The 20341-nt window shown below is 48.6% G+C and carries 15 protein-coding genes and 2 tRNA genes; 11 read left to right on the top strand and 6 right to left on the bottom strand.

Going from position 1 to position 20341, the window contains the following annotated elements:
* Positions 1 to 121: 121 nt before the first annotated feature.
* Positions 122 to 3667, bottom strand: coding sequence for a UvrD-helicase domain-containing protein (locus tag NNX04_RS01790; protein WP_261947301.1), 3546 nt, complete (start codon positions 3665 to 3667; stop codon positions 122 to 124).
* Complete coding sequence (locus NNX04_RS01795) at positions 3667 to 6390, bottom strand: PD-(D/E)XK nuclease family protein (RefSeq protein ID WP_261947302.1); 2724 nt, start codon at positions 6388 to 6390, stop codon at positions 3667 to 3669. Before NNX04_RS01795 ends, NNX04_RS01790 begins: the two co-directional genes overlap by 1 nt.
* A 429-nt stretch (positions 6391 to 6819) precedes the next feature.
* Here NNX04_RS01795 and NNX04_RS01800 point away from each other — a divergent pair, with 429 nt between their 5' ends.
* Complete coding sequence (locus tag NNX04_RS01800) at positions 6820 to 8184, top strand: MFS transporter (RefSeq protein ID WP_007641920.1); 1365 nt, start codon at positions 6820 to 6822, stop codon at positions 8182 to 8184.
* 199 nt (positions 8185 to 8383) lie between these two features.
* Positions 8384 to 8896 (top strand): CBS domain-containing protein, encoded by a 513-nt coding sequence (locus NNX04_RS01805; RefSeq protein ID WP_050977007.1) that lies wholly within the window; start codon positions 8384 to 8386, stop codon positions 8894 to 8896.
* Positions 8897 to 8975: 79 nt separating this feature from the next.
* Here the strand turns inward: NNX04_RS01805 and murI are convergent, their stop codons facing one another.
* Complete coding sequence (gene murI / locus NNX04_RS01810; RefSeq protein ID WP_261947303.1) at positions 8976 to 9803, bottom strand: glutamate racemase; 828 nt, start codon at positions 9801 to 9803, stop codon at positions 8976 to 8978.
* A 111-nt stretch (positions 9804 to 9914) separates the two neighbouring features.
* Between murI and rmuC the strand changes: the two genes are divergently transcribed.
* From rmuC to NNX04_RS01825, 3 genes are read left to right on the top strand one after another with little or no spacing between them, the layout of a single operon-like run.
* Complete coding sequence (gene rmuC / locus NNX04_RS01815) at positions 9915 to 11441, top strand: DNA recombination protein RmuC (RefSeq protein ID WP_261947304.1); 1527 nt, start codon at positions 9915 to 9917, stop codon at positions 11439 to 11441.
* Positions 11442 to 11498: 57 nt separating this feature from the next.
* Positions 11499 to 11972: a DUF2489 domain-containing protein gene (locus NNX04_RS01820; RefSeq protein WP_225318389.1), complete on the top strand. Its 474-nt coding sequence runs from the start codon at positions 11499 to 11501 to the stop codon at positions 11970 to 11972.
* A gap of 12 nt (positions 11973 to 11984) precedes the next feature.
* Entirely contained in the window at positions 11985 to 12500 is a 516-nt protein-coding gene (locus NNX04_RS01825) for a GNAT family N-acetyltransferase (protein WP_157152520.1), read from the top strand.
* 27 nt (positions 12501 to 12527) lie between these two features.
* On the opposite strand, the gene trmA is transcribed toward NNX04_RS01825, so the two are convergent.
* From trmA to NNX04_RS01840, 3 genes are read right to left on the bottom strand one after another with little or no spacing between them, the layout of a single operon-like run.
* Positions 12528 to 13616 (bottom strand): tRNA (uridine(54)-C5)-methyltransferase TrmA, encoded by a 1089-nt coding sequence (gene trmA / locus NNX04_RS01830; protein ID WP_261947305.1) that lies wholly within the window; start codon positions 13614 to 13616, stop codon positions 12528 to 12530.
* Positions 13617 to 13672: 56 nt separating this feature from the next.
* Complete coding sequence (locus NNX04_RS01835) at positions 13673 to 14407, bottom strand: hypothetical protein (protein ID WP_261947306.1); 735 nt, start codon at positions 14405 to 14407, stop codon at positions 13673 to 13675.
* Between the two features lie 57 nt (positions 14408 to 14464).
* Positions 14465 to 15877, bottom strand: a complete 1413-nt coding sequence (locus NNX04_RS01840; protein WP_261947307.1) for a two-component system sensor histidine kinase NtrB — start codon at positions 15875 to 15877, stop codon at positions 14465 to 14467.
* Between the two features lie 227 nt (positions 15878 to 16104).
* Here NNX04_RS01840 and NNX04_RS01845 point away from each other — a divergent pair.
* From NNX04_RS01845 to NNX04_RS01870, 6 genes are all read left to right on the top strand, one after another.
* Positions 16105 to 16180, top strand: a tRNA-Val gene (locus NNX04_RS01845).
* A 59-nt stretch (positions 16181 to 16239) separates the two neighbouring features.
* Positions 16240 to 16316, top strand: a tRNA-Asp gene (locus tag NNX04_RS01850).
* A 128-nt stretch (positions 16317 to 16444) separates the two neighbouring features.
* Entirely contained in the window at positions 16445 to 16570 is a 126-nt protein-coding gene (locus tag NNX04_RS01855; RefSeq protein WP_255477784.1) for a hypothetical protein, read from the top strand.
* Between the two features lie 268 nt (positions 16571 to 16838).
* Complete coding sequence (locus tag NNX04_RS01860) at positions 16839 to 18218, top strand: hypothetical protein (protein ID WP_261947308.1); 1380 nt, start codon at positions 16839 to 16841, stop codon at positions 18216 to 18218.
* A 9-nt stretch (positions 18219 to 18227) separates the two neighbouring features.
* A complete protein-coding gene (locus NNX04_RS01865) occupies positions 18228 to 19175 on the top strand; it encodes a 1-aminocyclopropane-1-carboxylate deaminase/D-cysteine desulfhydrase (protein ID WP_261947309.1) in 948 nt (315 codons plus the stop codon).
* 30 nt (positions 19176 to 19205) lie between these two features.
* Complete coding sequence (locus tag NNX04_RS01870; RefSeq protein WP_232283057.1) at positions 19206 to 20339, top strand: cyclic nucleotide-binding domain-containing protein; 1134 nt, start codon at positions 19206 to 19208, stop codon at positions 20337 to 20339.
* The last annotated feature ends 2 nt before the right edge of the window (positions 20340 to 20341 follow it).

The following is a 20341-nucleotide window of genomic DNA, read 5'->3' on the forward strand; positions in this document are numbered from 1 at the left end:
TCATCGTTAAATATCAGAGATACCATCCTATACGTGAAGGCGGGTTTTTTGGAGCAAAAATAGCACTGTTACCAATCTATTAAATGAACCTGACCCCCGAGCTTTCGCTCGGGGGTTTTACTTACACCGTTTCAACTAACCTCCCCATACTCACTAAATAAAGTGCTGTTTTGATTGGACGGGGTTCTGTTGCTGCCAGCAGTTTTTGGTAGCGCAGTAATTGCTCTTTATAGGTTTCTATTTCGCGTGCGATAAAAGTTGTTTCAGTTTCGCCACTTTCCGGTTCACTGCTTTTGTAATCCACTATCCATCGTATACCCTCAGCGATGAAAGTGCGGTCGATGATGGATTCGCTGACGTCTTGTTTGTTTTTTTGCATCAGCGAGAGTTCGCAGGCGCTTTGTTCGTGGTCGCAATTGAGCAACCACCGGCCTTGTTCGCTGGCGAGGGTGGTGTGAATGGCTTGAGCGATTTTTTGCAGAGCGCGCTGTAAATTGTCGCCATGCCAGCCGAGTTGTTGTAGTTGGATTTTCCAGAAAGGTTGTTGCTGGTTGATAAATGCATCAGCGGCAATAGATTCACTATTGGTGACGAATTTATTTTCGACCAGTGCTTGTAGTGCACTGTGAATCACCGTCCCTGTGTGGCGTGCGAGGCGGGCGGCGGTGGTTTCTACTTCCGGGATATTTAATGGGTTTTCAGTTGTGGTCTCATCGCTCCCTAATGGAGTAGCACCGAATTCGTGGCCGCGATAGCTGTGCAGCAGTGTTACATCGTTTAATGTGGGTGCTTGCCAGGTGGGAACAAGGCGCAGCAAATGTTGCAAACCCGGTTTGCGGTCACTGCTGCCTGTTTGGTTTTCACTGGCGGATTTGCACGGAATTAGTTGTGCGCTTTCGTTTACAAACGGCCAAATACTGTGCAGCAGGGATGCTTTGGCGGGCGCGATTAATTCATCGTCTTTGGTGTTGATACAGGCAATTAAATGCAAACGTTTAATGGCGCGAGTACAGCCTACGTATAACAAGCGGGTTGCTTCAAACGCTTGTTGTTTATCTGCCTCGCGGCGCATAAAGGTGTAGAGGCGGTCCTCTTCTTTGCCGGTAGCGGCGAGTGAGCCGAGCAGTAATTGTTTTTCGCCGTGATGGTTAATGCGTTCTTGCCAGAGCAATAACTGTTTGTCGTCCTTACGTGCGCTGCGATCCAAGCCGGGAATAATGACCGTATCAAATTCCAATCCCTTGGATTTGTGAATGGTCATTACTTGTAGTTTCGGGTCGGCATCGGCACGCGGTGCAGCAAATAAACGCTCAATGGCGTTATTAAATACTTGCCAATCGCGAATGCTGCCGCCTTGTTGGTGTTTGTCCAGCAAGGTAAAAAAGCTGTTGATATTATCGCGGTCGTTTTCATCCAGCAGTGTGGCGGGGCCGCCCAGAGCAAACCACACGCCTTCAATCCATTGACGCAACGATTTACGATATTTTTCGGTTAACGCCTGCTGCAATACCGGCACTACGCGTGCAAGAATCGTTTTGCCTGCAGTGCTGAGTGAAACTATTTTTTCAAAATTAACCAGCTGCGGCCAGACTACCGCAAACGCATTGTCATTCAGGCGTGGATTAACGTCCGCTAAATTTGCCGTGGTAAGCGCGTGCAGGTCGTGATTATTTAAGCCGCACCAAGGCGCGCGCAGAATGGCTAGCCATGCGGTGCGGTCGGCGGGGTTTAATAGCGCGCGGGTGAGCGAGAGTAAATCCACAATCGCCATGCGGCTGGCGAGGCGATCAATTTCCGTGGCTTGGTAGTGCAAACCGGCGGCGGTGAGGGCGGGTAAAATGCGCGCGAGATGGTTGCGTGTGCGCACTAAAATCGCAATGCTACCTTCGGGGTTGTCGTAGCGCGCTTGTTGCACCAACTCGACAACTTTAACGGCTTCCTGCTGCTGCGCGTGCACGCGTGATGATGGCTCGTCGCCGTCATCGTTCTCACTTTCATCGCTGCTTCTGCTGTAAGTATTTTTAGTTTCAGATGAATAAGTGCACGCGTAGAACTGCACCGCATCACCTTCCAGTTCGGATTTAAACGCAACGGACGGTGAATAACTGACTGCGCCGCGGCTGATGTCGTCCTGCGCGGGAAAGGCGTTTTGAAAAATAGTGTTAACCCAATTCACTACACCGGCTTGCGAGCGAAAATTCACGCGCAAATCCAGCGCGGTTAAATCCACCGAGCCTATGCCTTGTTGGCGTGCATCTAAAAATAAACCCACATTGGCGTTGCGGAAGCCGTAACAGGACTGCATGCCATCGCCCACAATAAATAACGTGCGGCCATCACCGGCTTGCCAGCCACTGGTGAGTTTTTTCAATAACTCAAGCTGCGGGCTGGCGGTATCCTGAAATTCATCCACCAAAATATGGCGAATGCGATAGTCCAATTGCAGCGCGAGATCCGTGGGCGATTCTTCATCACCCAGTGCCACTAATGCGGCCTGGCTGATAGCGGTGTAATCCGTTGCGCTCTGCTGCTTAAATACCAGCGTTAATTGCGCAACCAAAATTGGCAAAATGCTGGTGAGGCTGTCGAGCAACTGCCATTGGTGATCGGCATAGTGTGGCGGTGGCAGGTTGCGTACTTCTTGTAATAATTGTTCAGCGTCTGGCGCTGTGTCGGTGAGGGCGGCGATTAATGCACTGAATTGGTTTTTTAATTCGGCATTTTCTTTGCCCGCAGGAAAGCCTTCTGCTTTGGTTAAGCGTGCGCGAAAAGTGCCGCCGTTGGTGAGCAGTAAATCGCAAATAGCTAGCCACTCATTAATCGCGTGTGGCTCGGCTTCGGGTAAGTGGGTGATGCCCAATAATTCGTGAATGCGATTTTTGCGCTCAGCTTCCTCTTGCAGGTTGGTTGCGGCGCGGTCGGCAATCGCGCAGAGTTCGCTGGCGTGAATAATCAGCGCGTTATAAACCTGCTCCAATTGTTCGCGAATCACATCTTGCAATACGGTTTGCAAATAAATGCGCGCCTCTTCATGGCGCGCCTGCAGCAATACTCCCAACCATTGTTCGCGTTTGCCCAACAATCCGGTTAATAATTTTTCTACGGCGGGTAGGTTGTTATCCAAGTGGCGCAGCAGGCGAGTTAAGTCCACGCGTAACGGCGTGTCCTCTTCCAGTAATTTAAATAATTCGCGCACTGCTAATTGGTAAGCTTGTTCGGCGTCTTCCAGTGTGTCTGGCTGTGCGCCTATGCCGCTGGCGAGGGGCAATTGTTTGGTGATGGAACGACATAAGCTGTCGATGGTTTGCACGCGCAAGCGCTGCGGGCTATGCAATAAGTTCCACTGTAATTCTTGATCGCGCTGTAACACTTGTTGTGCAATTTTCCAGGTGCGCAATACATGGGGGTCGCTCGGTTCGGGTGAGTCGGCGGCTTGCCAGAGCGCTTGCATAATACGGTCCTGCATTTCACCGGCCGCTTTGCGGGTAAAGGTAATCGCCAATACTTCTTCGGGCTCATCGCAAGTGGCGAGCAGCGTTAATACGCGTTGGGTGAGCAAGCCGGTTTTACCGGAACCGGCGGGCGCTGAAACTGCAAACGAGGTTTGTGGGTCGAGTGCATCAATACGAACTTGTTGGTCGACAGGCTGGTTAATGATGATGGACATTACACCGCTCCTTGCTGACGTTGCATATACGCGGCGAGTGCATCAGCTTCCAGCAAACGGTTGAGCGGTAATAAGTCTTCGGCATATTGGGCGGTGGTTGGGTTTTTCATATCGACGCGGGCATCGCCCTGAATAAAATCCTGTGCGAGTTGTTGTAAATTGTTTTGCCATTCGTGCAATTGTTCATCCCAACTTTGTTTGCCGGGAAAGATGCCATCGTGCGCTACATGCAATTCACCGGTGCCAATCCATTGCATGGCTTTGGCATTAATTTGGGCAAAGGCGATGGCGGCAATTTCGCTGCTAGCAGTCACGGCATAGAGTGGCAACTGCGGTTCATCCAGTCGTTCGCCTTGCCAGCTGGCGGCTTTGGGTTGACCGGTTTTGTAGTCGATTAATATCAGTTCGCCAGTGGTTAATTTATCGATACGGTCGATACGCAATTTCAGCGGTAAACCAGCAAAGGTAATCTGTACTTCCTCTTCAATTGCGATCACGGTAAACGCTGGGCGTATTTTTTCTTGCGCTAACCAATCTGCTAACAGCGCACTCAAGCGTTCTTGTTCCAGTTGTGCGTAATAGGTTCCAACGGAGGTGCCGCGCTTTTGTTTGAGCGCGTCAACCGCTTGTTGTGCGGCATTGTTAATTAAGGTGGTGAGTGAGGTTTCATCCAGCGCGACGAGTGCAGCGTGATTGTTTAATTCGCGCCAAATAGTGGCTAGCGCTTCGTGTAATAAGTTGCCGCGTTCAATCGCCGAGAAACCGGCAACGGGTTCTTCAATTCGTGCTGCCCCCAAACGTAAACGTGCAAAGGCATTAAACGGGCAGGCGGCTTGTTCTTTAAATAGGTTTGCACCGCCGCGCACCGGTTCTTGCGTAATATCCAGCGCGGGTGCATTTGTGCAATCCACCAATTCCCAGGCTTTACTTTGTGCCAGCAGTGAATAATTTTCCGCGCTGGCAGTTGCATGGCTGTGAATCAGTTGCGCGGGTGGTGTGAGTGGTAAATGGCGAATTAAGGCGCTGGGGCTGAGTTCACTGTCGTCGTCACTGTGGGCCGAGCTAAAAATCACCTGCGCTGCACACTGTTGGTAATGGGCGGTGAGTGCGCGCGCAAATTCCAATTCCCGTTCGGCGCTGGCGTGAGGCATTTTTTTAGTGCGCTGTAAACTGCTAGGCAGCAGTGGGTTGGGTGCTGGCACCGGTGGCCATTGGCGATGGTGTAAACCCATCACCCAGCAGTCACTGAATTGCAAACCGGCACCTTCGAGTGCGCCGAGAATTTGAATCGGGGAGTTGGGTGTTTGCGCCTGAAACGGTGTTTTCCCGGCGATGCTGCGCAGTTGTTGAATAGCATTGCTGTAACTGAAATTAATGCCGGTGCCATCCAGCTGCAAAAAATTATCCAGCACTTGATTCCACAGGGTGAGCTGCTGGTATTCCTGGCTGTCTAACCGGCGCGCTCCGGGCCAGCCGAGTAATTGCAAATGCTGCTGGAAAAAATCACACCAGTATTCGGCGCTGTGAAAACCAAAACTTTGGCGACGATAATTTTCCAGTTGCACCAAGCGGGTAATCAGATTGGAATCGCTTTCAGGTATTGCTAATTTGCTGGTGAGTTTTTGGCAGTGGTAACGTAAATCGCTCAAACTAATAGTGAACTTTCCAAGTTTGCGCAGGGTTTGGATCAAGTGCGCACGCAAGACTAATTCTTGGTCGGCATCGCCAAAAAAAGGCGAGAGTAGCAAATTACAAATGCTCTCCAAATCCCATGAGGATTTTTGTAATTCGAGTAAGTCCAGTGTGGCCGCAATAATCGGTGTAGTCGCGAGTGGTGTACCAGCGGAAAAGTTAAACGGCAATGTGTAGCGCGGTTGATCGGGCAGGGCGGCGAGCGGTTCAAATACCTCAACAAATATTCGTTCGACCTGATCCCGGCACTGGCCGAGGTTGGGCACGATAATGCCAATCATCGCCGCCGGGTTTTGCTCCAGCTGTTGTTTGCTCCACAGCGCCGCCGCACGCATTTCTTGCTCCGTGGTATTAAGCTCGGTGCGCTGCAACTGACTGGCATTATTGAGCGGTTTGATGCTGGTTAATTCATGACAGGCGCTGTTGATGAGATCCTGATATTGCGGGGGAATATCATCAAAACCGGTAAGGCAAATCATCGCTTCTTGCTGTAATTCACCCTGTTTAAAGGCGGCGATCAAAATCTGATTCGCCATTTCCTGAGTAATAAAACCGAGTTTGCTCAAGCGCGCGCGAAAATCACCCAGCCAAGTCAGCCAGCAATAGCTATTGCTGTGGGGGTTGAGGATAGGCTCGGCGCTGCGTACATCCTCTTCATTTAATTGCCAGAGTTCGAGGTTGCGCAATGCACTGTCTGCCGCTTGTGCCAGCGGTTCGGCTTGCAGCAATGCTTGGGCGAGGGAGGATTCGCCGATAATTTTTTCCCACAGGGTTTGACGCTGCAGGTTGCTAATTATGCGCTGCGCCGCTGGGCCATAAGCGCGCCGTTGCAACAGCTCCCATTGCGATCCAAGCCACTGGCTGAGCGAATAAATGCGCGGTGTGGGCCAGACCTGGGTGCTATTACTTGCCTGCCATTGCCCGTAGGCGCGCAGCATATGGTTGCGCAGGCGATTGTTGGCAGTGATGATTAATTGATCGCGCGCAATCGCGCTCAGGTAGGGCGTAATGTCGAAATAGGTATCAACCATAATGATGTTTGCCTGAGCCATGTAAACGGTAGCAAGAAAAAGTAAGCGGCATTATGGCACCGTGACTCTTTCTTGTGTGGTTTGTTGGCGGGTGTAAAGTTTGGTTATAAGCCCTTGTCGCACAAGGAGTTAACTATTCCTTTGGCTTGTTTGCCCTGGGGAATCATGTTACTTTTCCGCATCATAATAAAAGAACAATTGGATGTTCGCCGTCGCAATAGCCCCGCTCATTGTCGACACCGCCCATAGGGACGGCACTCAAAATGCCAAACAGGCAGCTTGCGACAAGCAATCAGGCAAATTAAGGTCAATACAATATCCGGTGAGAGTTTCATCGGCTCGCTATTTTGCTGACATCGCTTTTTTAGCGATATCAGAAACAGCAGCTATGATTCCCTTTGTACTCCATAACGATAAGCAAGTGACCTTATGAACCAGCAACTTATTGGCAACTACAGATGGACCATTTGTGCCCTCCTGTTCTTTGCAACCACTGTTAATTATCTTGACCGTCAAGTTCTCAGCTTATTAGCACCGGCGCTCTCCAAAGAGTTTGGCTGGACTAACAGCGACTACGCCAATATCACGGCGGTATTCCAATTTGTGTACGCCATTTCCATGCTGTTTGCCGGTCGTGTGATCGACAAACTTGGTACTAAGTTGGGCTATATAGTCGCGATTGTTGTCTGGTCTATCGGCGCCATCATGCATGCCTACGCGGTACCCATTGGTCATTTCACAAATAATGTGCTGGCGATTGCGGGTATAGCGGCAATTCCGGTATCGATTATTGGTTTTATGATTTCCCGCGCTGTATTGGCGATAGGTGAGGCGGGTAACTTTCCGGCCGCCATCAAAGCCACCGCTGAATATTTCCCTAAAAAAGAACGCTCCTTTGCCACCGGTATTTTTAACTCGGGTGCCAACGTAGGTGCGATTCTTGCGCCTTTGACTGTGCCCTGGATTGCAGTTAACTGGGGCTGGCAAACCGCGTTTATCGTGATTGGTGCCATAGGTTTTGTATGGATGGTGCTCTGGCAGATTTATTACGAAATCCCCACCAAGCAAAAACGCTTGGGTCAGGCTGAGTTGGATTACATCAATACCAATCCGGGCGAAGCGCCGGTGGTTGCAGTCGAAGAGGAATTGAAAACCTCATGGTTCAAACTCCTTAGCTATCGCCAAACCTGGGCCTTTGCTTTTGGCAAGTTTATGACCGATGGTGTCTGGTGGTTCTTCTTGTTTTGGTTGCCGAAATATTTGGGTGAGCAATACGGCTTGACCGGCACGCAATTAATGTTGCCTTTAACCGTGCTTTATAGCTTGACTATGATTGGCAGTATCGGTGGTGGTTGGTTCCCTACTTATTTCATGAACAAAGGTTACAACGCTTACGATGGTCGTATGCGCGCTATGTTTGTGATTGCGCTCTTCCCGCTGGTAGTGTTACTCGCACAACCTCTCGGTCATTACGGTTTTTGGGTGCCGGTAATTCTGATTGGTATTGGCGCCTCAGCGCATCAGGCGTGGTCTGCGAATATCTTCACCACAGTGTCGGATATGTTCCCGAAAAAAGCCGTAGGTTCAGTAGTCGGTATCGGTGGTATGGCGGGCGGTTTGGGTGGTGTATTTTTGTCTAAAACCGGTGGTTGGTTGTTTGACTACTACGGCGCACAAGGCAATATTTACACGGGTTACGCGATTATGTTTGCCGTTTGCGCGGTAGCCTATTTGCTGGCCTGGGGCGTTATGAAGATGTTAGTGCCAAAATATAAGCCAATCACTGATTTGTAATAATTTTTATGTGATTGCTAAAAGCCGCTGGATTATTCATCCAGCGGCTTTTTTATTGGGTGAAAGAATTTTCTGGCAAGAACCTAAAGGTGGTTTTTAATGCAGAAAAAGTCTAATCAATGGGCGATTTTTATGGTGTCGAATTTTTCACCAGGGTCAATACTTAATGCGCCATTTACTTTTCTGCGAGGAATCAGTTATGTCGATAAGCCATAAAAATAGCCATACCGCCCAAGCGATTATGAGTAAAACCTTGTTAAGTGCCTACGAGGGTTGGACTATCCATCGCCTTGCTGAGTTTTTTATTAAACACGGTATTTCCGGCGCGCCCGTTATTGCATCGGATCACGAGTTAGTTGGTGTGGTGACGGTTTCGGATATTTTTAAATTCAGTAGCATGGATGAAACCAATCGCCGCGAAGCACTGCGAAATTATTATCGCGAAAGTTGTGAAATTGATTTGGATGAAGTCAGTCTGCGGGATTGGAGTAACAGGGCAGAATATAACTGCACAGTGCATCAAATCATGCAACGCGAAATTATTACTGTAAAACCAGATGCCAGTGTGGCGGAAGTGGCGGCGGTGATGGTGAAAAATAATATCCATCGCGTGGTAGTGGCGGACAATAAAATTGCGCAGGGTGTTATTACCAGCATGGATATTTTGCGTAACTTGCAGCCCGATGGACATGAATTACGTCTGGTGGTCTGAGTTTGAAGGTTTAATTATTAATGGTTAAGCAGTAAAGATAAAACCCGGGCATTTTCTGCCCGGTTTTTTTAGGAGGATTTTAAATATTGAGATAAGCCTGCTGGTGAATGCCAAAACGGGTTAATGCTGGTGCAAGTTGCTCTGCAGCTGCAGTGTGTTTGGTAAATACGGCACGATGTTCCGGTACATAACCTGCCGGTGGCTCTGCAGCATCAGCGAGCAAAAACTCTACCCGCCGTGCTATGGCTGCCCCCGAGTCGATCAGTTTTAAGTGTGCCGGCAAGTGTTGCGCCAATTCATCCCTCAACAGCGGAAAATGTGTGCAGGCTAAAACCAGCACATCCATTTTTTCTGCTTGATCATCGCGCATTAATTCCTGGGCAATTTTGCTAATCGCATTCACATCGATTGTTTCGCCGCGTAATTTTTGCTCGGCGATTTGCACCAGCTCGCTACTGCCCAATGAAATTACCTGGCAACCCGTTGCGTATTCGCGGATTAATTCGTGGGTATAGGGGCGAGCGACTGTGGCAGGTGTGGCGAGCAGGCCGATTACCCCGGTTTTACTCATGAGCACGGCAGGTTTGATCGCAGGCACTACCCCGACTATGGGCAAGCTCAATTTGCTGCGCAAATGGGGCAGGGTGAGTGTGCTGGCGGTATTGCAGGCGATGACGAGGATATCGGCCGGGTAGCGCAGCAATAATTGGCTGATCACCCGATCCACACGCGAAATTAGCTCCGCCTCACCCTTGGTACCATAGGGGAAAAACGCATTGTCCGAGGCGTAAACCAACGGGTTCTGTGGTAGACGCTGCTGGATCTCGCGGGCGACACTCAAACCGCCGACACCGGAATCGAATACCAGAATACGCGGAGCCTGAAAAGACGAGGTGGTGGTGTTCATAGGTGAGTCAAATCAATAGCCTGAAAGCGGCGATATGTTGCTAAAATGGCGGCGATTTTAACGGTCGCGGCCGATAAAACCTAGCCGCGTTTTACATTCTGGAGTTTTTTAGTGAATCCAACGGTACTAACTCTTATTGCCGCCCTGTCGGGTTTGGTTATTGGCGCCCTGATGGTGTATTGGATTGTCGGGCGCCGCCTCGACCAAGCTGTGCTTACCAAAACCCATGAGTTTGAAGCTGCCCAACAGCAATTGCAGCACAGTCATGACCTGCGTGAAGCGGCGCTGCAACAGGACAGTAATCAGCTCAAACTCCAGCTGGTTGAAATCAAAATACAGCTTCAATCGGTTCAACAACACGCTGTTGAGTTACAGCAGTCTTTGGGCGTTGCGCAGCAAGACGCCGCGGCTCTGCGTGAGAAAACCCGCCACTTTGATGAGCTACAGCAGCAATCCCTGCGTAAAGATGAACAGCTTGTGCTGTTCGCTAAAGAAACTACCGAACTGAAAACCCGTTTGGAGCAAGAGCGAAAAAATTTCGCTGAACAACTCGCGCTGCTACAGAATGCCAAAGTAGAGTTAGCCAAAGAGTTTGAAAACCTCGCCAATAAAATTTTTGAAAATAAGCAACAGCAGTTTAGTGCAAATAGCAAAACGCTACTCGATAACACGCTTGACCCGCTGAAATTGCAACTCACGGAATTCCGTAAAAAAGTGGAAGACGTGTACGAAAAAGAAAATGCCGATCGCAATCGCCTTTCCGGCCAAGTGCTTGAGTTGCAAAAACAGGCGCAAAAAATTGGCGAAGATGCCGTTAATCTCGCGCAAGCACTAAAAGGAAATAGTAAAACCCAAGGTAATTGGGGTGAAGTAGTGCTGGAACGTTTACTGGAGGAATCCGGTTTGCAGAAAGGCCGCGAATATGACACCCAAGTTAATTTCACCGGTAGCGATGGCTCCCGGTTAATGCCGGACGTGATTATTCACTTGCCCGAAAACAAAGATATTGTGATCGATGCAAAATGCTCGCTGGTTGATTATGAAAAATTCTGCAGTGCAGACGATGACGTTGAGCGCAAGCAGTATCTAAATGCACACGTAAATTCGCTGCGCAGTCATATTAAAAGTCTCAGTATTAAAGACTACGAAAAGCTTGATGGTATTAAAGCGCTCGACTTTGTGTTTATTTTTATCCCGATTGAAGCGGCCTTTATGTTTGCCTTGCAGCATGAGCCTGGCTTGTACCGCGAAGCGTATGATCGCCATATCATTTTGGTAAGCCCAACAACACTCTTGGCAACCTTGCGCACTGTAGAGAATATCTGGCGCTACGAAAAGCAAAACAAAAATGCTGAGCGCATCGCGAAAGAAGCGGGCGCATTGCACGACCAGTTTGTATTGTTGCTGGAATCGCTGGATGCTATTGGTAATTCACTCAATAAAACGCAAGAAGCCTACAGTAAAGCTCGTGACCGTTTGCAAACCGGGCGTGGCAATTTGGTGAAACGTGTGGATGATATTCGTCGTTTAGGTGCTAAAACTAAAAAATCCATCGCCAGTCATTTGTTGGAAGAGGCTGGCAGTGATAGCGAAGAATACTTGTTGGATGCCGGTGGGTTGGAAGATGATAGTGCCTGATTTAAATCAGGCATGCCCTAAATAATTTATTTCCCGGAATTTCTGTAGAGATTACTTATGACGTTGTTATCGATATTAATCTTGTTAGGCGCGCTAATTATTATTGTGTTGGCGGTCATTGCCGGGCGTTTGGTATTTCAGGTATATCGCAAACAAAAAGAGCGTGAGCAAAAATTAAAAGCACAGGAACTTGCCAATCAACAAGCGCAGCGTGAGCAGCGCGAATGGATTAATAAAAGCATCCAAATATTGGCACAAGCGCTGCACAATCAAGAGTTGACCCTGACTGAGGCGAGTATTCGGATCGCCGGGTTACTGGATACATTGGATGTGAATGGGGAGGTGAAAACCGAATTCTCGGCGTTTTATCAACTGCGCGAAAAAACCAGCCATATTCCTTATTTGCAGGCATGGCAAAACTTGTCCAATGCCGAGCAGCGCAAGTTTGATCTGGAGCGTTTGAATCACGAAGCTACGTTTAATGATTTTGTGATGGATGCAGCCAAGCGTATTCTGGGGCGCGATTTTTAAGGCTATTTAAGAATGACTGTAGAGTTTATTTGTCGTGCCATGCAGTTGTGCGACCTTGCTGATGTTATCCGAATTCAAGCAGAAGCCTATATCGATGAAATTCTGGAAACTGACGAGGTAATTCACGCACGTTTTGCACAAACGCCGGATACATCCTGGGTAGTAGAGCGTGCGGGGGAGGTGTGTGGTTATCTGGTCGGCTATCAATCTGCGCTGGGTGAGGTATCACCTTGGGGTAGCGAGTTTGCGCACAAGCCCGACTCTACAGCGCTCTATCTACATGATCTTGCAATCAGTAAGTCGGCGGCGGGCTGTGGTGTGGGGCCAATGTTGGTGAATCACGCTTTGAAGGAGGCGCGTCAACGGGAATTGCGTGCAGCAGCGTTAGTATCGGTGCAAAACTCCAAATCCTTTTGGCAGAAACTAGGTTTCAATGAGTGCGCGCAACTGGATGAAACCCAGCAGTACAATCTTGCATCCTACTCTGGTCCTGCGATTTATATGACGCGTGAACTTGTCAGCGAATGAAGCTTCCAAAGCACTAATTATTTCCCATTACTTTTTCTGCAACACTACGCCGCATTCGACATGATGTGTGTAGGGAAATTGATCAAAAATCGCAAAGGCTTTAATCGTGTGAGTCTGAGTAATGATTTTTAAATTTTCACGCAATGTATCGGGGTTGCAGGAGATATAAATAATATTGTCAAAGCGCTGGGTAATACTGGTGGTATGTGGGTCAAGCCCTGCGCGAGGCGGGTCCACAAAAATGCTAGTGAAGTTGTAATCCGCTAAATTGATATGGCGCAGACGATTAAACTCGCGCACACCATCCATCGCCTGAGAGAATTCCTCGCTCGACATGCGCGCAATTTGAATATTGTTGATCTTATTTGCAGCGATATTAAACAGCGCCGATTCCACTGAGGTTTTTGATACTTCAGTGGCTAATACTTTGTCAAAGTTCTGTGATAAGGGCAGGGTGAAATTACCATTCCCGCAATAGAGTTCTAATAAATCCCCGCCAATTTCCTTGCTGTGTTCTACCGCCCAACCGAGCATGGATTCACACACCTTGGCGTTGGGTTGGGTAAAGCTGGCCTCAACTTGTTGATACTGGTATTCGCGCCCGGCAACCGTTAACCGTTCAATAACGTGATCGCGTTCTACCAATAAACGCTGCTTGCGGCTGCGGCCAACAATATCAATTTTCAATGCGGTTTTCAGCGTACGTACGCGCGCTATCCAGTCATCCCCCAAGGCTTTGTGATAAATCAGAGTGACGAGTGCTTCACCGCTTCGGGTAGTCAGAAATTCAACTTGATACAGTTTGTGGCGAAGTAATTCATCGCTATTAATTTCAGCGAGTAAACGCGGCATCAGGTTATTCATCAGCGCCGATCCAACCGGAAACTCATGGATTGGATAGGGACGCTTGAATTCGTCCTGCGTAAACATCACGTAATCGGTACGCTCTTTTTCATGCCAGACACGAAATTCGGCACGCATCCGATAATGTTTTTCCGGTGATGAAAAAATCTGAATGTCGGGCAATGAAAAAGCCGAAAAATCGGCTGTAATTCGACGAACTTTTTCGCGGAGTTGATCTTGGTAGCTTGCGGGGGAGAAATCGGTAGGAATCATAAATGGCTCATCAAAAATGACTCAAGCTCCGGGTTGCCGGAGCTTGTTTTCGGCCATTATAACTTTTTTATGTCGCATTTGCCCCAGTCGCAAATCAGCACTTCCACTGCCTTGGCACCACAGAAGTTAGCGTAAGCTTCCTTGGGCCAGTCATTGGCGATCACTAAGGTGTAAGCATCAGGGCAGTTGGATTGATGGCTCTTGTTGATCGTAAAAAAACTTTTTCCGCCGGGAATGGCGTTGATACCACCTGCTAAACGCGGGGCGCTGAGCGGTGTTTCATCCAGTGGTTGGTGTTTTAGCAGTTCTGTTTGGGCACGGGCAATCGCTGGGTCGTTACTCAACGGCAGTGTGGCGGGTGCCATTTGTGCCAGCTTGAAGGCACAGGTTTTTTGCTGGTTTGCCGGGCTGCGTTTGCTCAGTGAAAGTTCATCTTTTGCTTTTTGTCTGGCATCAAGCACCAGACGAATGGCCGTGGGTGCAAGGGTTAGCCCCGCGTATTCAAAGCTGTTTTCCGCTTGCTGTTGACTGTAGTAACTATCGGCTGCTACCACCAATGGCGCGTTAGCATTTAACCAGTTTTGCTGCACATTTATTGCATCGACTTCAATTTCGCCACCCAGTGCCGCGCAGCTAGTGAACAGCTCATTGTAGTAAATGTTTTCGGAGAGAATTTTTTCGGCAGCGGAGGCAAGTGTATCGGCATCAATAGTTGGCGGCGGTGGTGTAGCGCAACCGCTAAAAATCAGGGCACTCAGGCTAATCATGGTTAAGTGTAATGGTTTGATCATTTTTCCCCTCGATGATTCAGTTTAATTGTTATTAAGCTTGCTAGGGTTGCCTATTGTTTATTGAGCGCTGGTAAGTGGTAATTTAATAATAAAATTACTGCCTTTGCCGGGGGAGGTTTTAACATCAATAGAACCTTGATGGCGCTCAGTGATAATAAAATAGGAAACTGACAAACCCAGACCTGTGCCAGAGCCGACTTCTTTGGTGGTAAAAAATGGCTCAAAAACATGCTCGCGCACAGTATCTGTCATGCCGGGGCCGTTGTCCTGAACCTCTATCACAAGATTATTATTTTCCACATAGACCTTAATAAGGATCTGCGGATTTTGAGTTTTATACTGATTAAGCGCTTGAGTGGCGTTGCGCAATAAATTCAATAAAACCTGCTGTAGTTCCGGTGCAGATGCTTTTACCGGGGGGAGAGGTTCTACATACAGAGTGTTTATAGCGATCTGATTATTTTCATTTGCATGTTGAGTGCTGCGGTTAAGTACAATGGTCTGTTCAAGCAAATGTTTTATATCAATCAGGTCAATAATGCGTTTGGAGTTGTGGGAGAACTCCAACATGTTGCGCACAATACTGGCTGAGCGCTCGCCCGCTTCGCGGATTGAATCCATCATTTGTGGAATTTCACTGGCTGACAAATAATTGTATAGGCTTTTCAGGTCAACATCTAATTGTTGTGCGCGTGTTTGATTCATGGCCAGCTGCGGGTCGGTACGGCGCTGAATATTTTGGGCATTTTGCAGAATAACGCTGAGCGGGTTATTAATTTCGTGGGCTATGCCTGCTGCTACTTCGCCGAGCGAATACATTTTCTCATTTTGAATCATCAAGTTTTCAATGGTTACTTTAAATGTAACATCATCTATCCGAATCACTGCCCCTTGCTGGGTACGTGAGATCAACGGATAAATAGTTATTTCAAAATAGCGATTTTTTTCATCGTCATGCTGTTGCACATGTTGGCTGGATAGAGGCTCGCCTTCGCGAATCGTAGTCTGAATGGTTTGCAGTGTGATGGGGAAGCGAGGTAGTAACGCAGTAATTTTTTTCCCCAGCGCATCGTGAGAAAAAATTTCAAAGGTATTTTCGGCAGCGGCGTTCCAGTGAGTTACTTCCGCATCGGCGGTGACACCGATAATAATCGATGGCATTGAGTTGATCATGCTTTGTAAATATAGCTTTGTCTCGCGCAGTTGGCGTCCTGTTTGCTCGTGCCGCGCTACCTCATCAATAAGTAGGTTGTTGGTTAAATACAGGCTATCAGTGCGTTCGCGAATACGTTGTTCGAGCGCCTTCTGTGATTCTTTGAGCGCATTGCGTGCGCGTTTATTGCTCATGCGGCTGCGCTGTAAACCTATAATCAGTAAGGTTTGCAGGATTATCAGAAAAATGACCAATATACCCATTCCGGTAATGGAATCGGTTGCCGAGAGGCTGCTGAATGGATTGGGTATATTCATTGGTTGATGTTGTTGCTCTTGGTCGGGCTGATAATCTACTCGCTGCCGGTAAATATATCGAATGCAATTCCAGGTTGGTGATTTTTACAGGGTGAGTTTGAATCAGTCTGTTGGCTTTTTACTCGCCTTTGCCTCTGTTTTGTACAAATTAAAAAAACTTTATATTTTTCGCTGAAAAATGTTTGACACGAAGTTCAAATTCGATAGAATGCGCACCTCTCAACGAGGGGCGGTTAGCTCAGTTGGTAGAGCAATGCCCTTACAAGGCATGGGTCACAAGTTCGAGTCTTGTACCGCCCACCACATTTTGCGCTCTCATGAACAAGAGCATCAATGCAAAATACTCAGTTTGAGAAGCATGCGGACCGGTAGTTCAGTCGGTTAGAATGCCGGCCTGTCACGCCGGAGGTCGCGGGTTCGAGCCCCGTCCGGTCCGCCACTATACAAAAAGCCCGCACAGGTTGCGGGCTTTTTCTTTTTATCTGTACATATAATTGTCACATCTCGTTGGTAGTTTGCTTCTTGTGCGGCCTAGTCTCAGGAACAAGCGATTGATCTGCTTGTCCATTGAATAGCGTACATAACAAACAAACCCAAGGAGATACTCCCATGCAAGACTATGTTGAAGATTTACTGGATATCCAGTACGACGATGCTGATGATGACTTTTACGAAGATTACTCAGACATCTAAATAAGAGCTGCTGCAGCGTTTTGCTGCAAGGCTCTGGTTAACTTCCTCTGATTTTCCCCGCCTGTTTTCACGATTTTAATCACTTTTCTATTTTTTAAGCCTGGCACCTATAACTAGTTGTTTTTTCGGCTTAATTTATTCTATTCAAATTCGTCGAGTAGGCCGCAAATCCGCCTGAAAATCAGTCGGAGAGGGGGTTGTTCACTTTTTTTTGGCGCCTGATTTCCTATACTCAAGCTGTCCTAAGCCAGGCTTGAGATTCCCGCCTATGTCGCACCCCTCCACAGCAAATTTTGAAGCCGTTTTTCTGTTTGATCATGAGCGCGTCGCTCGTGAGCTGCTTTATACGGAATTTGAGGCGATTCTCGATGGTTTTATCCCCATTCCTGATTTTGCCGGCGCTTCCGTCAAGGCAGCCTATATACAAGTGGGCAGCGACTTGGCTGTAACGGGGCTGGTGTTTTTCCTTATCAGTTTTGATGAGCAAGGCATGGTTGATCGACGCTGGAATGTCCCTTTACAGCAATTGTTGGACTCGGCCGGGACAGGCCCCGATATGGGCGCGGGTGCGGTGCGCCTGGTGTGTTACAGCCAATGTCCGGTTGCTTGGCATCAAAAGAACCTTTGGGATCCCTCCATGCAGGTTGGCAATAATAGTTTTATTGCTATTCGTGATGCGGTGAAAGCCAATCGCTTGGGGTTTGTGGTTAAAGCCGAAAAGCCAGCTGCTCGATCCTCGCGTGATGCAATTGTGCCCAATCAGGTGTTGAGCGAAGAGGTGCTTGCGCGTGAGCAGGCAGCCTTGGAGCAGCGGTTACACGATTACTATACGGCCGAGTTGGCCAAGCAAATCGAGCTGCTAACTAATGAGCAGACCTTGCATATTGCAACCCTGATGAATCAAAAGCAGGCAAAACTGCACGGCTTACAGCAAGAACACCAAAAGCGTGTTTTGGCTTATCAGGAAAAGTTGCAGCAATTGGCGCAAGAGAACAAAGAGCTGGCGGAGCGCAATCAAACCCTCAAGGAAACACTTGATATCCAGGCGACCAAGGTGGAAGGGATGCGCGAGTATTTTGCACACAAGCTCAAGGCCGCGCAGCAAGGTGAATCCAGCCAAATCCAGTTGTTGCAGGAAAATTTTTCGTTAGAGCTGGATGCCAAAATCCACGCTGCTACCGCCGAGCTGCGTGAAATGTTGGACATGCGCGAGGTTGAGTTGTTTTATCGTCACCAAAACGAAAGCACACTCAAAGAAGAGCTTGTCCAACTTAAGCATGAAAACCAGCAATTGCTCAAAAACAGTGGTGATCAATTGCTTGGCCGGCTAGTTAAAGCTGGCGTTAATCTGGTGACATTTTTGCCCGGTTTGGGGGAGGTTGCGATTCCGCTCGATGATATTGGTGTCTATCTGGAAAACCCCAATGCCTACGCGGCGGCTAAAGTGGGTGTAAATGAGCCGGTGTATCTCGCGTGGTTGGCGCATCATCAACTGCCATGTTGTAACGCGGTAGATGCGCGTGGCAAGACCTGCGGTAGGAGCATCCCCGTTATCGAAACTCCGTTAGAATTCCACCCCGGTGAGAGTGATCGCTGTGCGCAGCATCAGGCGGTGGCTCTTGGGATGTTGGCAGATAGTCGGCGATAGGAATTTGTGGTGGTGATAGAAACCGCGCAGCAGTTGGCAGATGCTGCTCTAGCAGTGCCTTTACAGCGGGCAACAACGGCAATGCTCGCCAAACAGGGCATTGAGTTGTGGGTCAGACGCGATGATTTGTTGGATTCACAATTGTCGGGCAACAAATTTTATAAGTTGTTTTTTAATTTGCAGATGGCGCGTAGCCAAGGCTTCTCCCAAGTGCTCAGTTTTGGTGGTGCCTATTCCAACCATCTACATGCATTGGCCGCTGCGGCGCATCGTTATCGCATTAACGCTATTGGTGTTATTCGCGGCGAGCGACCTGCGCTCTTGAGCGCAACCTTGATGGATGCCGAGGCCTGGGGGATGAAACTGGTTTTTGTTAGTCGCGCGGAGTACGACCGAAAAACTGAAGCGGATTGGCTGACCGATATGCAGGCGTGTTATGGGCCGTCATATCTTATTCCTGAAGGCGGATCTAATCTTGCCGGTGCACGTGGAGTGCAGTTGTTGGGCCATGCGCTTGAGCAGCAAACACAGGGTGATTATGCTGCGGTATGCATTCCCGTTGGTACGGGCACTAGTTTGGCGGGTTTGGCTGCTGGTGTGGATCGACAGAAACCGGTAATTGGCTTTTCAGTGTTGAAAGGTGCCGGTGACTTAGGGGCTAATATCGCCACTTGTTATCGTGAGTTGGTTTCTGCGGAATCATACTTTGCCGATAACTGGCGATTAATTTCCGGTTTTCACGGCGGCGGTTATGCCAAAAAACCAAGTGCGAGTTTATTCGAGTTTTGGCGGGGGTTTGAGCGTAGCACGGGCATTCCCCTTGATCCGGTTTATACAATAAAAATGCTTTGGGGGATTAGTTCCCTGGCGCAACAAGGTTATTGGCCGCGCGGCTCACGCCTTATTGCGATTCACACCGGTGGTTTGCAAGGGCGCCGCGGTTTTAATTGCCCTTGAGAATCAGCTTTCACCATGAAGGATGTTGCTATGCAGGCTCAAAAATCCATACCAATGCCACCAGTTGAATTTGACCTGAATTTGACGCACACACTGGTGCCACTTAAAGATATGAGTGAGAGCCATCTGCTCGCACTACTCAGCAACGCATCGCAGGAAACGGTCTGTGCCGGGCAGTCACTTTTTGTGGCGGGTAATTACGATGGGCAACATGTTTATTTACTTCATGGCGATGTAAGTCTGGTGGCCGGTGATGGCTCGCGCACCCGTGTCAAAGGTCGCTCCTCCCTGTTTCCTATTGCTCATCAGCAACCACGTCAGGTGACAGCAATTGCCGAAACGGACTGCAGCCTCGTGCGCATCAACAGTGAGCAATTGGATAAGTTGCTCACTTGGAGTGAAGTGGCGGATTACTTACAGCTCAATATTTCCCGCGAGCGTGATCTGGATGAAGATGTTGATTGGATGATGACAGTGTTGCGCTCCAATTTATTTTTTAAGGTTCCTCCTTTAAATGTAGAGCAGATTTTTTCGCGCTTGATACCGCAGGTCGTTTACGCCGGTGACGTTATTATTCGCCAGGGTGAAATTGGCGACCAGTGTTATTTCATCAAAGAAGGCGAAGCCGATGTTACGCGCCATCAGGATAATAAGCGCGAACATCTGGCTACCATCGGTGTGGGGCGTTGTTTTGGCGAGGATGCACTGGTTAATGAAGCAGCGCGCAATGCCAGCGTGATTATGCGCACTGACGGCGTGTTAATGCGCTTGGGCAAACAGGATTTTTATCGCCTATTGAAAGAACCCGTGGTGGCAACGCTCGCCTTTAATGAGTTGCAAAATACTATTGCCAAGGGCGCGGTAGCAGTTGATGTGCGTAGTGAGGAAGAATACAGCGAAGGTCATTTGCCGCAGGCAGTTAATGTGCCGCTAAATATTTTGGCGATTAAATCCCGTCTGCTAAATAAAGAAAACACGTATCTCTTTTATTGCGATACCGGGCGTCGCAGTCGTGCTGCTGCGCATTTGTTGGCGCAGCAGGGTTACAAAACCTTGGCGCTGGATAATTGTGCCCAGCTTTTTACACCGCAGGCGCAACTAATCCATTTGACTGATACTCAAAATTATCTGTTGCGCGATGGATTGGCGGTTGCAGGAAAATAATC

The sequence above is a fragment of the Cellvibrio sp. QJXJ genome (genome assembly GCF_024452345.1).
GTDB lineage: Bacteria > Pseudomonadota > Gammaproteobacteria > Pseudomonadales > Cellvibrionaceae > Cellvibrio.

What these genes read in the sequence shown, in the direction of transcription:
- NNX04_RS01790 (WP_261947301.1), bottom strand. Translation starts at nt 3,667, where the DNA reads ATGTCCATCATCATTAACCAGCCTGTCGACCAACAAGTTCGTATTGAT.
- NNX04_RS01795 (WP_261947302.1), bottom strand. Translation starts at nt 6,390, where the DNA reads ATGGTTGATACCTATTTCGACATTACGCCCTACCTGAGCGCGATTGCG.
- NNX04_RS01800 (WP_007641920.1), top strand. Translation starts at nt 6,820, where the DNA reads ATGAACCAGCAACTTATTGGCAACTACAGATGGACCATTTGTGCCCTC.
- NNX04_RS01805 (WP_050977007.1), top strand. Translation starts at nt 8,384, where the DNA reads ATGTCGATAAGCCATAAAAATAGCCATACCGCCCAAGCGATTATGAGT.
- murI (WP_261947303.1), bottom strand. Translation starts at nt 9,803, where the DNA reads ATGAACACCACCACCTCGTCTTTTCAGGCTCCGCGTATTCTGGTATTC.
- NNX04_RS01820 (WP_225318389.1), top strand. Translation starts at nt 11,499, where the DNA reads ATGACGTTGTTATCGATATTAATCTTGTTAGGCGCGCTAATTATTATT.
- NNX04_RS01825 (WP_157152520.1), top strand. Translation starts at nt 11,985, where the DNA reads ATGACTGTAGAGTTTATTTGTCGTGCCATGCAGTTGTGCGACCTTGCT.
- trmA (WP_261947305.1), bottom strand. Translation starts at nt 13,616, where the DNA reads ATGATTCCTACCGATTTCTCCCCCGCAAGCTACCAAGATCAACTCCGC.
- NNX04_RS01835 (WP_261947306.1), bottom strand. Translation starts at nt 14,407, where the DNA reads ATGATCAAACCATTACACTTAACCATGATTAGCCTGAGTGCCCTGATT.
- NNX04_RS01840 (WP_261947307.1), bottom strand. Translation starts at nt 15,877, where the DNA reads ATGAATATACCCAATCCATTCAGCAGCCTCTCGGCAACCGATTCCATT.
- NNX04_RS01860 (WP_261947308.1), top strand. Translation starts at nt 16,839, where the DNA reads ATGTCGCACCCCTCCACAGCAAATTTTGAAGCCGTTTTTCTGTTTGAT.
- NNX04_RS01870 (WP_232283057.1), top strand. Translation starts at nt 19,206, where the DNA reads ATGCAGGCTCAAAAATCCATACCAATGCCACCAGTTGAATTTGACCTG.